The organism is Halomonas kalidii (genome assembly GCF_030010475.1).
Classification (GTDB): domain Bacteria; phylum Pseudomonadota; class Gammaproteobacteria; order Pseudomonadales; family Halomonadaceae; genus Halomonas; species Halomonas heilongjiangensis.
Genome location: NZ_JASCQN010000027.1, coordinates 52,591 through 72,361 on the forward strand (window position 1 = coordinate 52,591; position 19,771 = coordinate 72,361).

At 65.3% G+C, this 19,771-nt stretch carries 17 protein-coding genes; 1 reads left to right on the top strand and 16 read right to left on the bottom strand.

Translation table 11 applies throughout. The annotated features are described in order from the left end of the window. Window positions 1-18 precede the first annotated feature (18 nt). The 12 genes from QLQ85_RS06580 to kdgD (QLQ85_RS06635) form a co-directional block, all read right to left on the bottom strand. Window positions 19-1,299, bottom strand: coding sequence for a TRAP transporter large permease (locus QLQ85_RS06580; protein ID WP_282738252.1), 1,281 nt, complete (start codon window positions 1,297-1,299; stop codon window positions 19-21). A gap of 2 nt (window positions 1,300-1,301) precedes the next feature. Then, the gene (locus QLQ85_RS06585) at window positions 1,302-1,844 is read right to left on the bottom strand and encodes a TRAP transporter small permease (RefSeq protein ID WP_282738253.1); all 543 of its coding nucleotides are present in this window, start codon (window positions 1,842-1,844) and stop codon (window positions 1,302-1,304) included. Between the two features lie 61 nt (window positions 1,845-1,905). Next, a complete protein-coding gene (locus tag QLQ85_RS06590) occupies window positions 1,906-2,901 on the bottom strand; it encodes a TRAP transporter substrate-binding protein (RefSeq protein WP_282738254.1) in 996 nt (331 codons plus the stop codon). 32 nt (window positions 2,902-2,933) lie between these two features. Beyond that, window positions 2,934-3,851, bottom strand: a complete 918-nt coding sequence (gene kdgD, locus QLQ85_RS06595) for a 5-dehydro-4-deoxyglucarate dehydratase (protein ID WP_282738255.1) — start codon at window positions 3,849-3,851, stop codon at window positions 2,934-2,936. Between the two features lie 431 nt (window positions 3,852-4,282). Continuing rightward, window positions 4,283-5,851, bottom strand: coding sequence for an aldehyde dehydrogenase (NADP(+)) (locus QLQ85_RS06600; protein ID WP_282738256.1), 1,569 nt, complete (start codon window positions 5,849-5,851; stop codon window positions 4,283-4,285). A gap of 24 nt (window positions 5,852-5,875) precedes the next feature. Continuing rightward, window positions 5,876-6,601 (bottom strand): FadR/GntR family transcriptional regulator, encoded by a 726-nt coding sequence (locus QLQ85_RS06605; RefSeq protein WP_407650359.1) that lies wholly within the window; start codon window positions 6,599-6,601, stop codon window positions 5,876-5,878. An 83-nt stretch (window positions 6,602-6,684) separates the two neighbouring features. Beyond that, complete coding sequence (locus QLQ85_RS06610) at window positions 6,685-8,010, bottom strand: enolase C-terminal domain-like protein (RefSeq protein WP_282738258.1); 1,326 nt, start codon at window positions 8,008-8,010, stop codon at window positions 6,685-6,687. A gap of 53 nt (window positions 8,011-8,063) precedes the next feature. Further along, entirely contained in the window at window positions 8,064-9,626 is a 1,563-nt protein-coding gene (gene garD, locus QLQ85_RS06615; protein ID WP_282738259.1) for a galactarate dehydratase, read from the bottom strand. 33 nt (window positions 9,627-9,659) lie between these two features. Then, on the bottom strand, window positions 9,660-11,168 hold the full coding sequence (locus QLQ85_RS06620; RefSeq protein WP_282738260.1) for a tripartite tricarboxylate transporter permease: 1,509 nt from the start codon (window positions 11,166-11,168) through the stop codon (window positions 9,660-9,662). A gap of 17 nt (window positions 11,169-11,185) precedes the next feature. Next, window positions 11,186-11,629 carry a tripartite tricarboxylate transporter TctB family protein gene (locus QLQ85_RS06625; protein WP_282738261.1) on the bottom strand — a complete coding sequence of 148 codons (444 nt, stop codon included), beginning with the start codon at window positions 11,627-11,629 and terminating at the stop codon, window positions 11,186-11,188. 107 nt (window positions 11,630-11,736) lie between these two features. After that, window positions 11,737-12,792 carry a type 2 periplasmic-binding domain-containing protein gene (locus QLQ85_RS06630; RefSeq protein WP_282738262.1) on the bottom strand — a complete coding sequence of 352 codons (1,056 nt, stop codon included), beginning with the start codon at window positions 12,790-12,792 and terminating at the stop codon, window positions 11,737-11,739. Between the two features lie 29 nt (window positions 12,793-12,821). Continuing rightward, a complete protein-coding gene (gene kdgD, locus QLQ85_RS06635; RefSeq protein ID WP_282738263.1) occupies window positions 12,822-13,739 on the bottom strand; it encodes a 5-dehydro-4-deoxyglucarate dehydratase in 918 nt (305 codons plus the stop codon). Window positions 13,740-13,970: 231 nt separating this feature from the next. Here kdgD (QLQ85_RS06635) and QLQ85_RS06640 point away from each other — a divergent pair, with 231 nt between their 5' ends. Next, entirely contained in the window at window positions 13,971-14,918 is a 948-nt protein-coding gene (locus QLQ85_RS06640; protein WP_282738264.1) for an AEC family transporter, read from the top strand. On the opposite strand, the gene sixA is transcribed toward QLQ85_RS06640, so the two are convergent. From sixA to QLQ85_RS06660, 4 genes are all read right to left on the bottom strand, one after another. After that, the gene (gene sixA, locus QLQ85_RS06645; protein WP_282738265.1) at window positions 14,915-15,397 is read right to left on the bottom strand and encodes a phosphohistidine phosphatase SixA; all 483 of its coding nucleotides are present in this window, start codon (window positions 15,395-15,397) and stop codon (window positions 14,915-14,917) included. The two genes, QLQ85_RS06640 and sixA, sit on opposite strands and share 4 nt — an antisense overlap. Beyond that, on the bottom strand, window positions 15,390-16,457 hold the full coding sequence (locus QLQ85_RS06650; protein ID WP_282738266.1) for an NAD(P)H-dependent glycerol-3-phosphate dehydrogenase: 1,068 nt from the start codon (window positions 16,455-16,457) through the stop codon (window positions 15,390-15,392). Before QLQ85_RS06650 ends, sixA begins: the two co-directional genes overlap by 8 nt. Window positions 16,458-16,572: 115 nt before the next feature. Continuing rightward, window positions 16,573-18,015 carry an NAD(P)(+) transhydrogenase (Re/Si-specific) subunit beta gene (locus tag QLQ85_RS06655; RefSeq protein WP_282738267.1) on the bottom strand — a complete coding sequence of 481 codons (1,443 nt, stop codon included), beginning with the start codon at window positions 18,013-18,015 and terminating at the stop codon, window positions 16,573-16,575. A 16-nt stretch (window positions 18,016-18,031) separates the two neighbouring features. Next, window positions 18,032-19,603, bottom strand: coding sequence for a Re/Si-specific NAD(P)(+) transhydrogenase subunit alpha (locus QLQ85_RS06660; protein WP_282738268.1), 1,572 nt, complete (start codon window positions 19,601-19,603; stop codon window positions 18,032-18,034). Window positions 19,604-19,771 lie beyond the last annotated feature (168 nt).

Here is a 19,771-nt window from a genome sequence, read left to right on the forward strand (position 1 = left end):
TCCTGTTGGCAGCCGTCATTATCGGAAGAGGTTGGGTAGCGTCATCGACACCGCGGGCACGTAGGTCACCAGCATCAGCGCCACGAAGAGGGCGAGATAGAAGGGCCAGATGGTGCGCACTGCCTGTTCGATCTTGATCTTTCCCACCACGCAGCCGACGAACAGGCAGGCGCCCACGGGCGGCGTACAGAGTCCCAGCCCCAGGTTCATCATCATGATGATGCCGAAGTGGACCGGGTCCATGCCGAACTGCATGGCCACCGGCAGGAAGATGGGCGTGCAGATCAGGATGAGCGCGGCCATGTCCATGATCATGCCGAGCCCCAGCAGCAGCAGGTTGAGTAGCAGGAAGATGACGATGGGGTTGTCGGACAGCGCCAGGAGCATCTCCGTGAGCATCGCCGGCACGTTGTAGAGCGCCAGCAGATACGAGAAGGACGAGGCGCAGCCCACCAGGATCATCACCATCGCCGTCGTCTTCACCGACTGGAGCACGGCCGCCTTGAAGGACGCCCAGCGCAGCTCACGATAGACCAGGGCCGTGACGACGATGGCATAGATGGCCCCGAAGGCCCCGGACTCGGTGACGGTGAGGATCCCGGACAGCACGCCGCCGACGATGATCACCGCCGTGAACAGGCCGGGCAGCGCGGCGGCCAGGCTGATCACCAGCACGCCCCAACCCGGGAAGGGCTCGCCCTGATAGCCGCGGCGCACTGCCACCACGTAGGCCGCCACGGCCAGCGTCAGGCACATCAGGATGCCCGGCACGATCCCTGCCATGAACAGCTGGGTCACCGAGATTCCGCCTCCGGCGGCGACCGCATAGAGGATCATGTTGTGGCTGGGCGGGATGACCACGCCCGCCACGGAAGACGTCACGGTGACATTCACCGCATAGTCGGCATCGTAGCCCTTCTCCTTCATGACCGGCACCAGGATGGAACCGAGCGCCGAGGTATCGGCGACCGCCGAACCGGAGATGCCACCGAAGAGCATCGAGGAGGTGACATTGACGATGCCCAGGCCGCCTCGCAGCCTGCCCACCGCCGCCGAGGCCAGGCGCACCAGGCGGGTGGAGATCCCGCCATGCAGCATCAGTTCGCCGGCGAAGATGAAGAAGGGAATGGCCAGCAGCGAGAACACCGAGATCCCGGACAGCATTCGCTGAAAGGCGACGAACAGCGGCAGGCCCTCGTAGAGAAAGGTGACTACCGCGGCCAGGCCGACGGCGAAGGCCACCGGCGCCCCGGCCAGCAGGCCGAGGAAGAATAGCCCGAATAGAATGACGAGGCCCATGCTCAGGCATCCTCTTGATGATGGAGATCCAGGATCCTCGCCAGGAGGTTGGCGAAGGCGAACAGTGCGATCAGGACACCACAGATCACGAGCGGTACGGCGCGCCAGCTTTCCGTCAATCCGATCATGGGAATGGCGCGCTGCAGGTTCGACATCACCAGCCCCCAGCCCTCATGGGCCATGAAGCCACCGAAGATGAGCACGAAGAGATCGGCCACGTAGCGCGCCGTCGTCTTCAAGGGCCCGGGCAGACTCTCGCGGATGAAGTCGATGCTGAGATGGGCATTCCCCCTCACGCCGGCCGCCGCCCCCAGGCAGGTGATGTAGACCACGATCAACAGCGAGGACTGCTCGACCCAGGTGGGGGTGTCGTTCAATACATAGCGACCGAATACCAGCCACCCGAAACTGGCGATCAGGAAGACGAGCAGGACTCCGGCGACCAGCAGACAGAGACTGGCGATGCCATCCAGCAATCGACTCAGCATCCTGTGCAGTCGGGGCGAGATCACGCTAGCCTCGGATGAATCCACTTGAGCTCTCACGGCGCACTCCTCCTTGCCCTCCGGTGACCCGAGTCAACCGGAGGGTGTCCGACCTCGGCGGTCAGTTCGAGTTACGGATAGCGTCGACGAGCTCTTCCAGGTCGGGATTGCGTTCGACGAACCCGGCATAGACCGGGGCCATCAACTCCTGGAAGGCGGCCTTGTCCTCGACCTCATTGATCTCCACGCCGGCTTCCAGCACGATCTCACGGCTCTTCCGGGAGCCTTCCACCCAGAGGTCGCGCTGCATCTGCGATGCCTGGATCGCCTCTTCACGCACGATCTCCTGATCCTCGGGAGATAGCGCTTCCCAGCTGGCCCTGGCGATGCAGAGACACTCCGGAATGATGAGATGCTCGGTCAGGGAGTAGTACTCGGCAGCCTCGTAATGATTGCTGGACTCGAAGGAGGGATAGTTGTTCTCGGCCCCATCGAGGACCCCCGTGCGGAGCGACTGGTAGACCTCCCCGTAGGCCATCGGCGTGGCATTGCCGCCCAGGGCCTCGATCATTTCGACGTAAAGGTCGTTGTTCATGACCCGGACCTTCAACCCCTGGACGTCTTCGGGCGTTTGAATAGGGCGCTTGGTGTTGTAGAGGCTGCGAGCGCCGGAGTCGAACCAGGAGAGGGCGATCAGGTCCTTCTCGGCCAGCGCATCGGCAAACCGCTGACCGATCTCACCGTCCATGACGTCATGCATGTGCTCGATACTGCTGAAGATGAACGGCAGGGAGAGCACATTGGTCTCGTTGACGATCGGGCCCATGGGGCCCATGTTGAAGTTGGCGAAATCGAGGGCCCCGTTTCGCGTCTGCTCGATGGCATCGGGCTGATCCCCCAGCACGGCATTGTTGTAGACCTGCGGCTTCAAACGCCCTTCGGTCCTGTTGGCAACCCCCTCGGCAAAGGCCTCCAGTGCCACGGTATTGGGATAGCCGGGAGGATGGATGTTCCAGCCCCGCCAGTTGTTTGCCTGGGCGGGCAGCGACATGACGACCAGCGCAGCGGATACGGTCACGGCGCAGGCCGTCTTCTTCAGGAACATTGTTGTTTTCATGATAGTTTCCTTTTCGGCTTGGTGAGGCTGACTCATTGTTGCTTGGCGATACCCACCAGCGTTTCGAGCCGCTGGCGCTCCTCGGAAGTGGGCATGGTCAGGGGCGCGCGAACGCTGCCCGCCGGACGGCCGATGATCTCGGCCCCCGCCTTGATCAGGCTGACGGCATAGCCCGCCTTCCGATCCCTGAGGTCCACGAAGGGAATGAAGAAGTCGCGGGTGATCTGCTGCACGACCTCGCTGTTGCCCTTGCGCAGTTCCTGGTAGAACTTGACGGCCATGTCGGGCACGAAGTTGAACACCGCCGAGGAGTAGGTGTTGACCCCGATGGAGAGGTAGGCCTCGGCGAAGATCTCTGCGGTGGGCACGCCACCGACATAGACCAGGCGGTCGCCGACCGTCTTGATGATCTTGTTGAGCGCCTGGATGTCGCCCTTGCCATCCTTCAGGCCGATCAGGTTCGGGCACTGGTCCGCCAGCGCCTGGACCGACCCGGCATCGAGGATGCCGTTGGCGCGGTTGTAGTAGATGACGCCGAGCGCGGTCGAGTCGCAGATCTGCCGTGCATACTCGACCAGCCCCTCCTGGGGGCACTCGGTGAGGTAGGGCGGCATCAGCAGGATGCCGTCGGCGCCCGCCTCCTCCGCGGCACGAGCGAAGGCCTTGCCGCCCTCGACGCTCAAGCCGGCGCTGGCGATCACCGACAGCCTGCCATCCACCGTCTCCACGGCGACGCGCACGATCTCGCGGTACTCGTCGAGTGTCAGGCTGAAGAACTCGCCGGTACCGCCGGCCACGAAGACGGCGGAGATCTCATGGCCGACGAACCACTCCAGCCGCCGGCGATAGCGCTCGGCGTCGAAACGGCCCTGCTCGTTGAAATCGGTAATGGGGAATGAGAGCAGTCCATCACCCAAGGCTTGTTTCACTTCATCTTTGGAAAACTTCATTCGAGCCTCTTCTGTTATTGATATTGTTTCCAGAGGTTTGCCATACATCATACAAGCTAGACATTGATACGATGTATGACAACAGAGACCATGGTCGATAAAACGAAAGCCTCAATGGCGAGGATTTTGCTAGAGACCCGCTCACTTTCCTGGCGGTAACCCTATTCCTGCTGCACAGATCGCAGCATCAGCGTTACCGCCAGCTAGCGGGGCCGACCTCGATCCGCTGCCCCAGCCCCGCAGGACTGGGATCAGCTCCTGGATCACTCGTCGGATGTGGCGCCCTCTACCACGCTTCAACCCCCAAGTCATCCCGAGGCACCATCTTCGGGAACAGCGCCAGTCACGCGCTGCGCACCATGCCTGACGCATCCACAAAAAAGGCGGCCCGCAGGCCGCCAAAAACTCCCATCACTCGCTCGCGTCGGGATTCACTCACGCTGGCCGTCCACCAGCCGGGAGACATTCAGCGGGTTGCCGTCCTGGAGCGCCGAGGGCAGGAGCCCGGCCGGCAGGTTCTGGTAGCACACCGGGCGCAGGAAGCGCTGGATGGCGGCGCTGCCCACCGAGGTGGTGCGGGCGTCCGAGGTCGCCGGGAAGGGCCCGCCGTGGACCATGGCGTGGCACACCTCAACCCCGGTGGGCCAGCCGTTGGCCAGCACCCGGCCGGCCTTGCGCTCGAGCACCGGCAGCAGGGTACGCGCGGCCTCGAGGTCACCGTCATCCAGCTGCAGGGTGGCGGTCAGCTGGCCCTCCAGATGCTCGGCCACGGCCTTGACCTGATCGAGGTCGTCGCACTCGATGACCAACGCGGCGGCACCGAATACCTCGGCCTGCAGCGCCTCGCTGTGCAGGAAGTCGGCGCCGCGGGCGGCGAACAGCGCGGCCTGGCACTGGTGGGGCCCCTCGCCTACCTGACCGCGGGCGATCTCGCGGGCCTCGCCGGCCAGCTGGCCCACGCCGTCCTGGTAGGCGGCGTGGATGCCCGGGGTGAGCATGGTCTGGGCGGCGCTGGCCTGGACCGCCTCGCCGGCGGCCTGAACGAAGGCGTCGAGCGCCACGCCCTTGACGCCGATCACCAGGCCCGGGTTGGTGCAGAACTGCCCGGCGCCCATATTGAGCGAGGCGACGAAGGCCTCGGCAATGTCGGCACCCCGCGTTGCCAAGGCTTCCGGCAGCAGAAATACCGGATTGATGGAGCTCATCTCGGCGTAGACCGGGATCGGCTGGGGACGGGCCTGGGCCGTCTGCTGGAGCGCCAGGCCGCCGCCGCGCGAGCCGGTGAAGCCCACCGCCTGGATGCGCGGGTCGGCGACCAGCGCCTGGCCCACCTCGCGGCCGGCGCCGAACAGCACCGAGAAGACGCCCTCGGCCAGGCCGCACTTGGCCACCGCGGCCTGCACGGCGCGGCCCACCAGCTCGGAGGTGCCGGGGTGGGCGGAGTGGGCCTTGACCACCACCGGGCAGCCGGCGGCCAGCGCCGAGGCGGTGTCGCCGCCGGCCACGCTGAAGGCCAGCGGGAAGTTCGAGGCGCCGAACACGGCGACGGGCCCCAGGGCCACGTGGCGCTGGCGCAGGTCGACCCGCGGCAGCGGCTGACGCTCGGGCAACGCGGGGTCGAGGCGCACGTCGAGCCACTCGCCGGCGCGCACCACCGCGGCGAACAGGCGCAATTGGCCGCAGGTGCGGCCGCGCTCGCCCTCCAGGCGCGCCCGGGGCAGGCCGGTCTCGGCCATGGCACGGGTGATCAGGTCATCGCCCAGGGCCTCGATCTCGGCGGCGATGGTTTCGAGGAAAGCCGCGCGGTCCGCCAGCGAGCTCTCGCGATACGTGGCGTAAGCGGTCTCGGCGAGCTCGCAGGCCTGGGCGACCGCCTCGCGGTCCAGGCCCGGATACTCGGGGGCCAGGGCCTCGCCGCTGGATGGGTCGATGGCGCGGATGACGGCCTGGTCGCCGGTGACGGCGCTTTGGCCGATCAGGGAAGTGCCTTGTAGGGTCATGCTGTCTCCCTTGGTTTGCGGGGTTCAGTTTTCCTGATACTGCGCGTACATGTTCCGTGCCCGGTTGAGGTGCTGGAACATAGTCTCCTTGGCCGCCTCGCCGTCGCGGGACAGGATCGCCTCGAGGATATAGGCGTGTTCCTCCTGGACCCGCGCGAGATAACGCTCCGCGGCGGCCGGGTTGATATCGATGCTGAGCAGCTTGGCGCGGGGGATGCCGCTAGGGCTCAGCTGCTCGTAGAACTGCTCGAAGAAGGGGTTATGGGTAGCCCGGGCGATGGCATGGTGGAACTCGAAGTCCTCCACCCTGGCCTGGGACTTCTCCGCCTGGGCCTCGATGAAGGCGGCATGCGTAGCCTCGATGAGGCGGCGATCCTCGTCATCGTGCCGCAGGGCGGCCAGTTCCGCCGCCGCCGGTTCCAGGGCCAGGCGCAGCTCGAGGACATGCAGGATATCCTCCACCGTGGTCGGGTTGATGCGCTCCGCCGGCCGTGCCTCGACGGCCGTCGAGCGCAGGACGGTGGTGCCCACTCCGCGGCGCGTCTCCACCAGCCCCAGCGACTTGAGGTGAGTGATCGCCTCGCGGATCACCGTGCGGCTGACCCCGAAGGATTCGCACAGCTGACTTTCGGTGGGAAGCTTCTCACCCACCTTGACCTTTCCCTGAAGGATCAACGCCTCGAGTTGATCGGCGACGTGGACGGAGAGACTTCCCTGTTTCGCCACCTTGTGCAAATCCAACCGCGCGATTCCTGCTGGCATTTCCCTACCCTCTGCCATGAATAATCCCCCCGACCAAAAGTATGACTTTTAGTCTAACAGCCGGGTCGCCCTCAACGCACCAGCGCCGGCCGATTGGGATCGAACTCCCAGCCCGGGATCAGGTACTGCATGGCCATGGCGTCGTTGCGCTGGGTCACGTCGAGGCTCCGGTAGAGGCGATGGGCCGCCATCAGCTTCTCCTCGTCCAGCTCGACGCCCAGGCCCGGCGCCTTGGGCACCGTGAGCTTGCCATCGCGGATCGGGAACGGGTTCCGGGTGATGCGCTGGCCGTCCTGCCAGATCCAGTGGGTGTCGATGGCGGTGATCTCGCCCGGGCAGGCCGCCGCCACATGGGTCATCATCGCCAGCGAGATATCGAAGTGGTTGTTGCTGTGGGAGCCCCAGGTCATGCCCCACTCGTTGCACAGCTCGCCCACCGCCACGGCGCCCTGCATGGTCCAGAAGTGGCAGTCCGCCAGCGGGATATCCACGGCGTTGAGCTGCACGGCGTACTGCAGCTGCTTGAAGTCGGTGGCGATCATGTTGGTCGCGGTGGGCAGGCCGGTGCGCTTCTTGAACTCGGCCATGGTCTCGCGGCCCGAATAGCTCTCCTCCTGGCCGCAGGGATCCTCGGCGTAGCTCAGCAGGTCGCGGATCGGCGTCAGCACCCGCACCGCCTCGTCGAGCTTCCAGGCGCCGTTGGGGTCGAGGGTCAGGCGCGCCTCGGGGAAGGCCTCGTACAATGCCCGGATGCAGTCGGCCTCTTCCTCGCCGCGCAGCACACCGCCCTTGAGCTTGAAGTCCTTGAAGCCGTAGCGCTCATAGGCCGCCTTGGCCAGGTTGGCCACCGCCTCCGGGGTCAACGCCTCGCGGCAGCGCACCTCGTCCCAGGCATCCTGGGGGTCGGTCGCCTTGGGATAGGGAAGATCCGTCTTGGCCGGGTCGCCGAGCAGGAACAGGTAGCCCAAGGCCTCGACCTCGTCGCGCTGGCGGCCGTACTGGCCCAGCAGGTCGGCCACCGGCATGCCCAGCGCCTGGCCATAGAGGTCGTAAAGGGCCGACTCGAGGCCGGTGATCACGTGCACCGCCACGCGCAGGTCGAAGGTCTGGCGACCACGCTCCTCGCGCCCGTTCTGGGCCAGCATCAGGCGGACCCGGTTCAGCGTCTGCTTGATATCGTTGATCCGTGAACCTTCCACCAGCTCGCGGCACTGCTCCAGCCCCTTGAGGATGCCGGCACTGGAGGGGATCTCCCCGACCCCCTGGTTACCGGCATTGTCCTCGAGGATGACCACACAGCGGATGAACCAGGGCGCGTGCCCGCCGCTGAGGTTCAACAGGAAGCCGTCATAGCCGGCCACCGGCACGACACGCATCTTCTTGATCTTCGGAAACATAAGATTCTTGCCTCTTGAATTATCGGCCCAGGCGGGATGTCTTCCTGCCGGGCTCAGGTCACGGGAGCCGGATTGAACAGCACCAGGTCGTTGTGGATGCCCAGCCGGTCGGCCGCGGCCTGCTGGCGACCGCTCGCCACGTCGAGGATCAGGTGAAACAGCTCCCAGCCCACCTCCTCGATGCTGGCGTCGCCGGTGGCGATACGCCCCGCATCCAGGTCGATGATGTCGTGCCAGCGTCGCCCCAGCTGCGAGTTGGTGGAGACCTTGAGCACCGGCACCATCGCTAGGCCATAAGGTGTACCGCGGCCGGTGGTGAACACCTGAAGGTTCATGCCGGCCGCCAGTTGCAGGGTGCCGCAGATGAAATCGCTGGCCGGCGTGGCGGCGAAGGTCAGCCCCTTGCGGCGCAGCCGTTCGCCGGGGCCGATGACGTCTACGATAGGCGAGTTGCCGGACTTGATGACCGACCCCAGCGCCTTCTCGACAACGTTGGAAAGTCCCCCTTTCTTGTTGCCGGGGGAAGGGTTGGCGCTGCGATCGGCCTGCCCCTGGGAGAGATAGTCGTCGTACCACGCCATCTGTTCGATAAGCGCTCTTCCCACTTCCTCATCGATGGCGCGGGGCATCAGCAGATGGATGGCATCGCGCACCTCGGTGACCTCGGAGAACATCACGCTGCCACCGGCGCGCACGATCAGGTCGGTGGCGAAGCCCACGGCGGGGTTCGCGGTGACCCCCGAGAAGGCGTCGCTGCCGCCGCACTGCATGCCTACCACCAGGTCGGACGCCGGGCAGGTCTCGCGGCGGCGACGATTCAGGCGCTCGAGGTGGCGCTCGGCCATGGCCATGATGCCCTCGACCATCTCGCCGAAGCCCTGGAAGGACTCGTCCTGCAGACTCAGCACGTTGGCGTCGGGATCCGCCGCCTCGGTGTTCTCGTAGATCCTGACGGGCCGGTCGTCGAGCAGGGTGGAAGGCTGCAGTTTCTCGCATCCCAGGCCGATGACCATTACCTCGTTGCCGAAGTTGGGGTTCAGGGCGATGTTCTTCAGCGTGCGGATCGGCACGATGGCCGCAGGTGCATTGATGGCAACCCCGCACCCATAGGAGTGGTTGAGCCCCACCACATCGTCGACGTTGGGATAGCGGGGTAGCAGCTCACGCTTGATACGCCCCACCACGTAATCCACCGTACCGGCCACGCACTGCACGCTGGTGGTGATGCCCAGCACGTTCCTGGTGCCCACGCTGCCGTCCGGGTTGCGGAAGCCCTCGAAGGTGTAGCCCTCGAGCGGTTCGGCATCCGGGGCCGGCCGCGTGGCGAGCGGCAGGTCGCCCAGGGCTGGCGCCCGGGGCAGCCGCACCCTGGCTTCGTCGACGTGCTCGCCCCGGGCGATCGCCACCACGGCGTTGCCGATGACCTCGCCGTAACGAACGATGGGCTCATCGACGGCGATGTCGGTGAGGGCCAGCTTATGGCCCTGGGGGATCCGGCCGGTCGCGACCAGGCCCTCGCCCAGCGCCTGGCCCTCGGCGAGCCCCCCCGCTTCGACCACGATGGCGACATTGTCGTCGGGGTGGACCTTGATGATCTTGCCTTCGAAAGCGCTCATAGGGTTCCTCTTCACTATGCCTGGGGTGGATGCTCAGCCGAGCAGTTCCTGACGACGCTTGGCGCGGCTCTTCAGGCTCATCACGACCGAGAACACCACCGAGGCCAGGATCAGCAGCCACAGCACCACCGCGATGGGACTCTTGGTGAAGAAGATCGACAGGGTCCCGAACGACTCGAGGCTCTTGACGAAATAGACCTCCGCCTGACTGCCCAGGATGAAGCCGATGATCAGCGGCGCCACCTCCAGGCCGATCTTCTGGATCAGGTAGCCGAGGATGCCGAAGATCAGCAGCGTCCAGACATCGAACATGATGCCGTAGTTGATCGCATAGGCCCCCACCACGCACATCATCACGATGATCGGAAAGAGAATATGCTTGGGTACCATGACCACCTTGGCGATGTGCTTGATGGCATAGAACATCAGGAAGAACATCACGAAGTTGGCGAACACCAGCGCCGTCATCATGACGTACCAGGTCTCTGAGTTCTCGGGAATGAACAGCGGCCCCACCTGGATGCCCTGCAGGGTGAAGGCGCCGATCAACACGGCGGTGGTGGAGTCGCCGGGTATGCCCAGCGAGAGCAGCGGAATCAGGGCGCCACCGGTCAGGGCATTGTTGGCCGATTCCGAGGCGATGAGCCCCTGGGGTGCGCCCTTGCCCATCTGCGAGGAATCCCGTGCCAGGTTCTTCTCCTGGGTGTAGGCCAGCACCGAGGCGGCACTGCCCCCGACCCCCGGCAGCATGCCCACGAAGGTCCCGATGAAGGACGAGCGCACCAGATTGGTCAGGCGTCCCTTGAAGATCGAGAGTGAGAAACCACCGCCCTTGCCGATCTTGACGCGCTCGTTCGAAAGGTCGCTCTTCACCCCCTTCTCGGCCTCGAGCAGGATGGTGGAGATGCCGAAGATGCCGATCAGCACCGGCAGCAGGGAGAAGCCCTCGAACAGGTAGGGCTCCATGAAGTCGAACATCAGGCGCGTCTTGCCGTTGCCGCCATCGGAGATGCTGTAGTCACCGATCAGGCTCAACCAGATGCCGATCACCCCGCTGAAGATGCCGACCAGCATGCTGCTCGACAGGGAGGCGATGACGCTCAGGGCCAGCAGGATGATCAGGAACTTCTCCACGTAGGAAAACTTGATCGAGAAGTCCGCCAGCATGGGCGCGAACAGGAAGAGCACGGCGGCACTGATCAGCCCCCCGACGACCGAGGCGATGACACAGACCCGCAGGGCCTTCTCCCCCTCCCCCTTGCGGGCCATGGGATAGCCGTCGAAGGTGGTGGTGATCGAGGACGGCGTACCGGGAATGTTGAGCAGGACCGCCGGCACCATACCACCCGAAATGCCGCCCACGTAGAGGCCCAGCAGCAGTGCCAGGCCGTGGTGCAGGCCCAGGGCATAGGTCAGCGGCAGGCAGACCGCCACCGCCATGGTGGCGGTCATGCCGGGGATCGCGCCGAAGATGATGCCGATCAGGGCCCCGAATCCGGTGAGAAGAAAGAAGGTAATATCGAGAAGTGACAGGAATTCCATGGCGGCACTCGCTTCGGTCACGGCAGGGTGATGTTGAACAGCTTGGCCAGGATGAACCAGGCCAGACCGGGCGCAACGACGGCGTTGATCACCACGATGGTCACGGTCTTCTTCGTCCACTCATGCATGTACATCAGCGACATCAGCAGGATGAAGGCCATCGAGACGAACAGGAAACCGTAGCCCGTATAGGGGAAGAGATTGCCCACCACCGCCATCAGGTAGAAATACGCCACGATCAGGGCGAGGGTGCCGAAGAAACGGAAACCATCCATGGCCTCCCCCACGATGGGCAGGGTACGCTCCCCCCGCTTCACCTCGGCCAGGAAGGGGACCACCTTCGTGACCAGGATCAAGGCGAAAAGCCCCGCCATGACCCAGTGGATAATCGTCGGGAAGAACAGATGGGAGGTCTCGAAATCTATCGAGACGCTGAGCAGACTTGACAGACCTGATTCCATAGCGGCTCCGGCATGGGCAGGAGGACAGCCTGCCCATCATTGTTCTATAGCGATTCACACCCTATGGTGAGGACACCGGGGACATGGGCCACCGGTGCCCGGATCGCTTACTTGATGTTGTCGATGATGCCTTCGTAGCGAGACATCTTCTCGTACAGGTACTCCGAGGCCTCTTCCGAGGGCCTGAAGTTGGGGATGAAGAAGGAGTTCTTCTGCACCTCCTGGATCTCACCCTCGGCATAGATCTCGGTGAGCGCCTCATCGATCTGCTCGACGATGCCCGGATCCATGTCCTTGTTGTAGAGGAAGAAGAATTCCTTATCGAAGGTGAAGGTCTCGTCGTCGCCCATGGTGACGTGGACGTTGGGCTCGACGTACTCGAGCAGCTGCTCGCGGGTAGTCTGGCCGAGCCCATCCTCGGGTGCCTGCTCGATGGTGCCCTGGCGGGCTGTCAGCCAGACGAAGCGCATGGCCTTCTGGTCGTCCTCCGGCAGGCGGGTGTACTGCTCGTTGGCCTGCACGGTGCCATTGATCACGTCGGCCTGACCATCGAAGAGCTGCTGGTTCTTGTCCGACTGGGATCCGGTATTGACGGCAACCAGGTTGTCCTCCTGCCCCGGGTGCTCGATGGAAATAGCGTTCTTCAGGGCACTGAAGCCGATCTCGGAGACGCCGCCCGGCTGGATTGCCACCCGCACGGTCTCGCCGTCGCCCACCGCCGCGATGATGTCGTCGAGGGTCTGGTACGGGGAGTCCTTGGGGACCAGGTAGGCATTACCCGGGTTGATCGCCACGGTCGGCCCGACGGTGTACTTCTCGAAGATATTCTCGTAGCCCTCCACACCATACAGGTGTCCGAGATAAGACTGATCGTGGAAAATCATCAGGGTGTTGCCGCGGGAATCGCGGTCCAGGGTGCGGAACGCCGAACTCGCACCGACCGCATCGACCTTCATGTTGAGGTCGAGGTGCTCGGCCAGCTTGTCCACCACGATGGTGGAGTTCTGGTAGGTGTCGCCCCCGGTCGACGTGGAGCCGATCACGACCCGAACGTTGCCGCGCAGCTGGCCCTCCTGGGCCATGGCGATGCCGGCACCGAGGGTCATCGATGCCATGACGACGGCGGAACCCAGTCCTGCCAGTGTCTTCTTGGATACGGTCATGCTTTCACCTCTTTCTGCTGGTTGTCGATTTATAGTTGCTTGGCGATACCCACCAGCGTCTCGAGCCGCTGGCGCTCCTCGGCAGTGGGCATGGTCAGGGGCGCGCGCACGCTACCCGCCGGACGGCCGATGATCTCGGCACCGGCCTTGATCAGGCTGACGGCATAGCCCTTCTTGCGATCCCTGAGGTCCACGAAGGGAATGAAGAAGTCGCGGGTGATCAGCTTGACGACCTCGCGGTTACCCTTGCGAAGTTCCTGGTAGAAGGTCACGGCCATGTCGGGCACGAAGTTGAACACGGCCGAGGAGTAGGTGTTGACGCCGATGGACAGATAGGCCTCGGCGAAGATCTCGGCGGTGGGCACGCCGCCCACGTAGACCAGGCGATCGCCCACGGTCTTGACGATCTTGTTGAGCGCCTGGATGTCGCCCTTGCCATCCTTGAGACCGATCAGATTGGGGCAGGCATCGGCCAGTGCCTGGACCGACCCGGCATCGAGGATGCCATTGCCACGGTTGTAGTAGATGACGTTCACGGCGGTGGCATCACAGATCTGCCGGGCATACTCGACCAGCCCCTCCTGGGGGCACTCGGTGAGGTAAGGCGGCATCAGCAGGATACCGTCGGCGCCCGCCTCCTCGGCCGCCTCGGCGAAGGCCCTGCCGCTCTCGACGCTCAAGCCGGCGCTGGCGATCACCGGCAGCTTGCCGTCCACCGTCTCCACGGCGACGCGCACGATCTCGCGGAATTCATCGAGCGACAGGTTGAAGAACTCACCGGTGCCACCGGCGACGAATACCGCCGAGATGTCGTGACTGATGAACCACTCCAGCCGCCGGCGATAGCTCTCGGCGTCGAAGCGGCCCTCCTGATCGAAGTCCGTAATAGGAAACGACAGCAGGCCATCGCCGATGGCCTTTACCACTGCTTCTCTGGAAAACTTCACGCAACCATCCTCATGCTTTCCGGGGCCAGGGGCTCCCCGACCGCCTCTCGGGTGACCGACAATCACTTGTTGTCATACATCATACAAATAACAACCTAATCACCCTCGCAGCACCAGGCAAGCAGGAATCGGCAAATTACGACCAAAGTTGCACGACGGGCCGCCCGTGCGGAGACGCTTCGCCGGCTAAGGGGTATCATGGCGCCTGCTCACCTCGACATGGAGCCCCCCATGAGCCTTGGCGCCCTGCTGCTCGCCAGCCTGAATGTCACCCTGCCGGTCTTCGTCATGGTGTTCATCGGCTACCTGCTCAGGCGCCTGACCTGGATCGATTACGCCTTCGTGACGACCGCCTCGCAGCTGGTGTTCCGGGGCACCATGCCGGCGCTGATCTTCCTCAGCATCATCCGCGCCGATCTGGACGCCACCCTCAACCCGGCCCTGCTGGCCTTCTTCGCCCTGGCCACCCTGTGCAGCTTCCTGGCGAGCTGGGGCTGGGCCATCCTGAGAGTGCCCTACGCCGATCGTGGCAGCTGCATCCAGGGCGCCTTCCGCGGTAACTGCGGCATCGTCGGCCTGGCGCTGGCGGCCGGCATGTACGGCGAGGCGGGGCTCTCGACGGGAGGTTTGCTGCTGGGAGTGGTGATCCTCACCTACAACGCCTTCTCGGTGGTGGCGTTGGCCAGCCATCGGCCGGGACGCAGCGCGAACTGGCGCAGCATCTTCGCGCATATCGTGCGCAACCCGCTGATCCTGGCGGTGGTGGCGGCCGTGCCGGTGGCTGCCCTGGAGGTGGAGCTGCCGATCTGGCTGATGACGTCCGCCGGCTATTTCGCCTCCCTCACCCTGCCGCTGGCGCTGATCTGCGTGGGCGCCACCCTGTCGCTGCGCTCGGTGAAGGTGTCGGGAGGGCTGGCCCTGGAGACCAGCCTGATGAAGATGGTCGCCCTGCCGGCGCTGGCCACGGGCGCGGCCTGGCTGGTCGGCTTCGAGGGGCGCGAACTCGGGGTGCTCTTCCTGTTCTTCGCCAGCCCCACGGCGGCGGCCGCCTTCGTGATGGCCAAGGCCATGGGCGGCAATGCGGCCCTCACCGCCAACATCATCGCTCTGAGCACCCTGATGGCCAGCGTGACCATCACCCTGGGGGCCTTCGGCCTGAAGGCCGCCGGTTTGATCTAGGCGAGGTCCGCCGGCGCGGTGAAGCGCTCGAGCTGGGCGCAGCCCGCCACCCAGACCTCGGCCGAGAGCTCGGCCAGGCCAGCGGTGGGAAAGCCGCATCCGCGATCGGCCCGCCCTTCCACCAGCAGCCCCGTGAGGGCGCCCACCAACGGCATATGACTGACCAGCAGCAACGGCCCGTCACCCTCGTGTTCGAGCAGCCAGTCGACCACCGCCGCGGGGGAATCGTCGGGGGTGAGGAGCGGCAGGATCTCGACCTCGCACCCCAGCGATGCGGCGACCCGCTCCGCGGTCTGCCGGGCACGCGCATAGGGGCTCGCCAACAGGCGCAGGCGTGCAGGCGAAAGGTCCCCGCGACCGGCCAGCCAGTCCCCCATGCGGGCGGCCTCGTGCCTCCCCCGCTCGGTGAGGACACGCTCCGGATCCGGATGGCCCGGTGCCGCCTCGCCGTGGCGCATGATCAGCAGTCGCTCAGCCATCCTGCCCCCCGGAGTCCCGGTGGGCCTGTTGAACGTCCTCGCGGGAAAGGATGAACTCGACGTCGCTGCTCTGCTCGCCGAGCATCAGCATGCGGGCCATATCGCGGGCCGGCACGCCCTCGAACAGCACCTGGTAGAGCCCCTCGGCGAGCGGCATGTAGACGCCGTCCTGACGGGCCTTGTCGCGCACCAGGCGCACGGTGTTGACCCCTTCCGCCACCTGGCCCAGCGCCTCGATGGCCTCGTCCAGGGTCCTGCCCTCGCCCAGGGCCTGGCCCACCCGATAGTTGCGCGACAGGCTCGACGAGCAGGTGACGATCAGGTCGCCGACCCCGGCGAGCCCGAGGAAGGTCATCGGGTTGGCGCCCTGATCCACGGCGAAACGGCTCATCTCGGCCAGCGCCCGGGTCATCAGCATGCTGCGGGTGTTCTCGCCCATGCCCAGCGCTGCCGCCATGCCGGCGGCGATGGCATAGATGTTCTTGAGCGCCCCGCCCAACTCCACGCCGTAGCGGTCGTTGTTGGCGTAGACCCGGAAGTAGTCGCAGCCCAGCGCCGTCTGCACCCAGGTGCGGGTTTCCGGGTCGTCGCTGGCGATCACCGTGGCGGTGAGCTGCTTCTGGGCGATCTCCGAGGCCAGGTTGGGCCCCGAGATCACCCCGATGTGCGGAAAGCCGGTCTCCTCCTCGAGGATCTGGGTCATCAGCTTGAACCCCTCCTCCTGGATCCCCTTGGTGGTGCTGACCAGGATCTGGGCGGCATGCAGCCAGGGCCGCGCCTGGCGCACCACCTCGCGGAAGGCCTTGGAGGGAATCGCCACCAGCACCAGTTGGGCACCCTCGAGCACCTCGGCCATCTCGGTAGAGGCCACTACGGCGGGATTCATGGCGTAATCGGGCAGGTAACGGCCGTTGCAGTGCTCACGATTGATCTGCGCCGCCAGCGCCGGGTCACGCAGCCACTGCCGCACCCTGGCCCCGTTGTCGGCGGCGATGCTGGCCAGGGCGGTGCCGAAGCTGCCGCCGCCGAGCACCGCCACTTGCATGGCTTCGTCTGACATGGTCGCCCCTGAAAGTGGAGGTTGAAGGATGAATTGTAACGAAAAACGCCCCGTCGAGGGGCGTGTCGTGGTGAAGCCGGTACCCGGGCCGGCGCTGCGGCCCGGGCGGAACGCCTCAGTCGATCAGGTGCAGCAGCGAGTCGATGCTCGATCTGGCATCGCCGTAGAACATCCGGGTGTTCTCCTTGAAGAACAGCGGGTTCTCGATGCCGGAGTAGCCGGTGCCCTGACCGCGCTTGCAGACGAACACCTGCTTGGACTCCCAGACCTTCAACACCGGCATGCCGGCGATGGGGCTGTTGGGGTCATCCTGGGCGGCAGGGTTGACGATGTCGTTGGAGCCGATGACGATCACCACGTCGGTCTTGGCGAAGTCATCGTTGATCTCGTCCATCTCCAGCACGATGTCGTAGGGTACCCGGGCCTCGGCCAGCAGCACGTTCATGTGGCCCGGCAGTCGACCGGCCACCGGGTGAATACCGAAACGCACCTCCTTGCCGGCACTGCGCAACTTGCGGGTCAGCTCGCTCACCGCGTTCTGGGCCTGGGCCACCGCCATGCCGTAGCCCGGCACGATGATCACGCCATCGGCGTCGTTGAGCGCGCTGGCCACGCCGCCGGCGTCGATCGCCACCTGCTCGCCCTCGATCTCGGCGGCGGGCCCCTGGGTGCCGCCGAAGCCGCCGAGGATGACGTTGATGAAGTTGCGGTTCATCGCCTTGCACATGATGTAGGAGAGGATCGCACCGGAGGAGCCCACCAGGGCGCCGGTGACGATCAGCAGGTCATTGGACAGGGTGAAGCCGATGGCCGCCGCCGCCCAGCCCGAGTAGCTGTTGAGCATCGACACCACCACCGGCATGTCGGCCCCGCCGATACCCATGATCAGGTGATAGCCGATGAAGAACGCCAGCAAGGCGAGCACCAACAGCGTCCAGAATCCCGCCCCGCCGAGGTAGGCCACGGCCAGCAGCAGCGACAGCACCGCCGCACCGGCGTTGAGCAGATGCCCGCCGGGCAACTGACGCGGCTTACCATCGACCTTGCCGGCGAGTTTGCCGAAGGCGATGACCGACCCGGTGAAGGTCACCGCACCGATGAAGATCCCCAGCACCACCTCGATCTGCAGGAACAGCAGCTCATCGGGGGCCTTCTCGGCTACCAGGGCGGCAAAGGCCGAGAAGCCCTCGGTCGACTCGCCGACGGCCCGCGCGGCCAGTACCCGCCGCCGCTCCAGATCGGCGCTCCAGGCCACGAAGACCGCCGCCAGGCCGACGAAGCTGTGCAATGCCGCCACCAGTTGCGGCATCTCGGTCATGTCGACCTTCCTGGCCACGTAGACGCCGACCACGGCGCCGATGATCATCATCGGGATCATCCACCAGTAGCCGCCGATGCCCGGCCCGAAGGCGGTGAAGAACACCGCCACCCCCATACCCACGATGCCGTACCAGACGGCACGCTTGGCCTTTTCCTGATTGCTCAGCCCCCCCAGCGAGAGGATGAACAGTACACTTGCCGCAATGACGGCAGCAGATACGAATCCCTGACTCAACATGTCGCGTCTCCGCCGCTCAGGATTTCTGGAACATGGCGAGCATCCGGCGTGTCACCAGAAAGCCACCCACGATATTGATAGAGGCGATCAGCACCGAGATCGCCGCGAGCACGACGACGACACCGCTGCCCGAGCCGATCTGCAGGATTGCCCCGAGGATGATGATGCCCGAGATGGCGTTGGTGACCGCCATCAGCGGCGTGTGCAACGAATGGCTCACCCCCCAGATCACCTGGAAGCCGACGAAGCAGGCCAGCACGAAGACCACGAAGTGCTGCATGAAGGAGGCCGGCGCCACCTGGCCGAGCAGCAGCATCAGTGCCCCGCCCACCCCGAGCAGGGTGACCTGACGCTTGGTCTGGGCCTGGAAGGCAGCGTGCTCGGCGGCCTTCTTCTCCTCCGGCGTGGGTTCCTTGACCTTCTCCTTGGGCTTGGCGGCGGCGATGGCCTTGACCTTGGGCGGCGGCGGCGGGAAGGTGATCTCGCCGGCATGGGTCACCGTGGCGCCGCGGATGACGTCGTCCTCCATGTCGTGGACGATCGCGCCATCCTTCTCCGGCGTGAGATCGGTGAGCATGTGGCGGATGTTGGTGGCATAGAGCAGCGAGGCCTGGGTGGCCATGCGCGAGGGGAAGTCGGTATAGCCGACGATGGTCACGCCGTTGTCGGAGACCACCTTCTCGTCGGCACGGGTCAGGTCGCAGTTGCCGCCCTTCTCGGCCGCCAGGTCGACGATCACCGAGCCGGGCTTCATCGCCTCGACCATGTCCGCGAGCCACAGCTTGGGGGCCGGTCGGCCCGGAATCAACGCGGTGGTGATGACGATGTCGATATCCGGCGCCTGCTCGCGGAAACACGCGAGCTGCTTCTCGCGGAACTCGGGGCTCGAGGGCGCGGCATAGCCGCCGCTCTCCGACCCGTCCTGGCTCTCGTCGAAATCGAGGAACAGGAACTCGGCACCCATGGACTCGATCTGCTCGGCCACCTCGGGGCGCACGTCGAAGGCGCGCACGACCGCCCCCAGGCTGGTGGCGGTGCCGATGGCGGAGAGCCCCGCCACGCCGGCGCCGATCACCAGCACCTTGGCCGGCGGCACCTTGCCGGCGGCGGTCACCTGGCCGGTGAAGAAGCGGCCGAAGTTGTTGCCCGCCTCGATCACCGCCCGGTAGCCGGCGATATTGGCCATGCTCGAGAGCGCATCCATCTTCTGCGCCCGCGAGATCCGCGGCACCATGTCCATGGCGACGACCGTCGCTCCCTGAGCACGGCACTTCTCGAGCAGCGCCTCGTTCTGGGCTGGCCAGAAGAAGGTGATCAGCGTCTGCCCCTGGCGCAGGCGTCCGGCCTCCTCCTCGGAGGGCTCGCGCACCTTGATGACCACCTCGGCCTCGCTCCAGAGGGCCTCGGCGCCGTCGACGACGGTGACCCCGGCCGCCCGGTAGGCGTCGTCATCGAAGCCCGCGGCGACTCCGGCCCCGCTCTCGACGAGACACTCGTGACCCAGCTTCTGGATCTGCTGCGCGCTCTCGGGGGTCAGCGCGACGCGCGCCTCCCCCGCGGCACTCTCCCTGGGTGCTCCAATCTTCACTCCAACTCCTCCTATTATCCTTTTGTCGAGAAATCCCGACCGTCACTCATACCCCAGTGAAGGGCGAGGCACAAGCCACAGCTTGCCCGTCCGGGCAAGACAACGCTGTTCTCGAAACGACTGATGCCACCCCAGGGGGTGGCATCGTCGGCATCGGTCGTGTGGCAG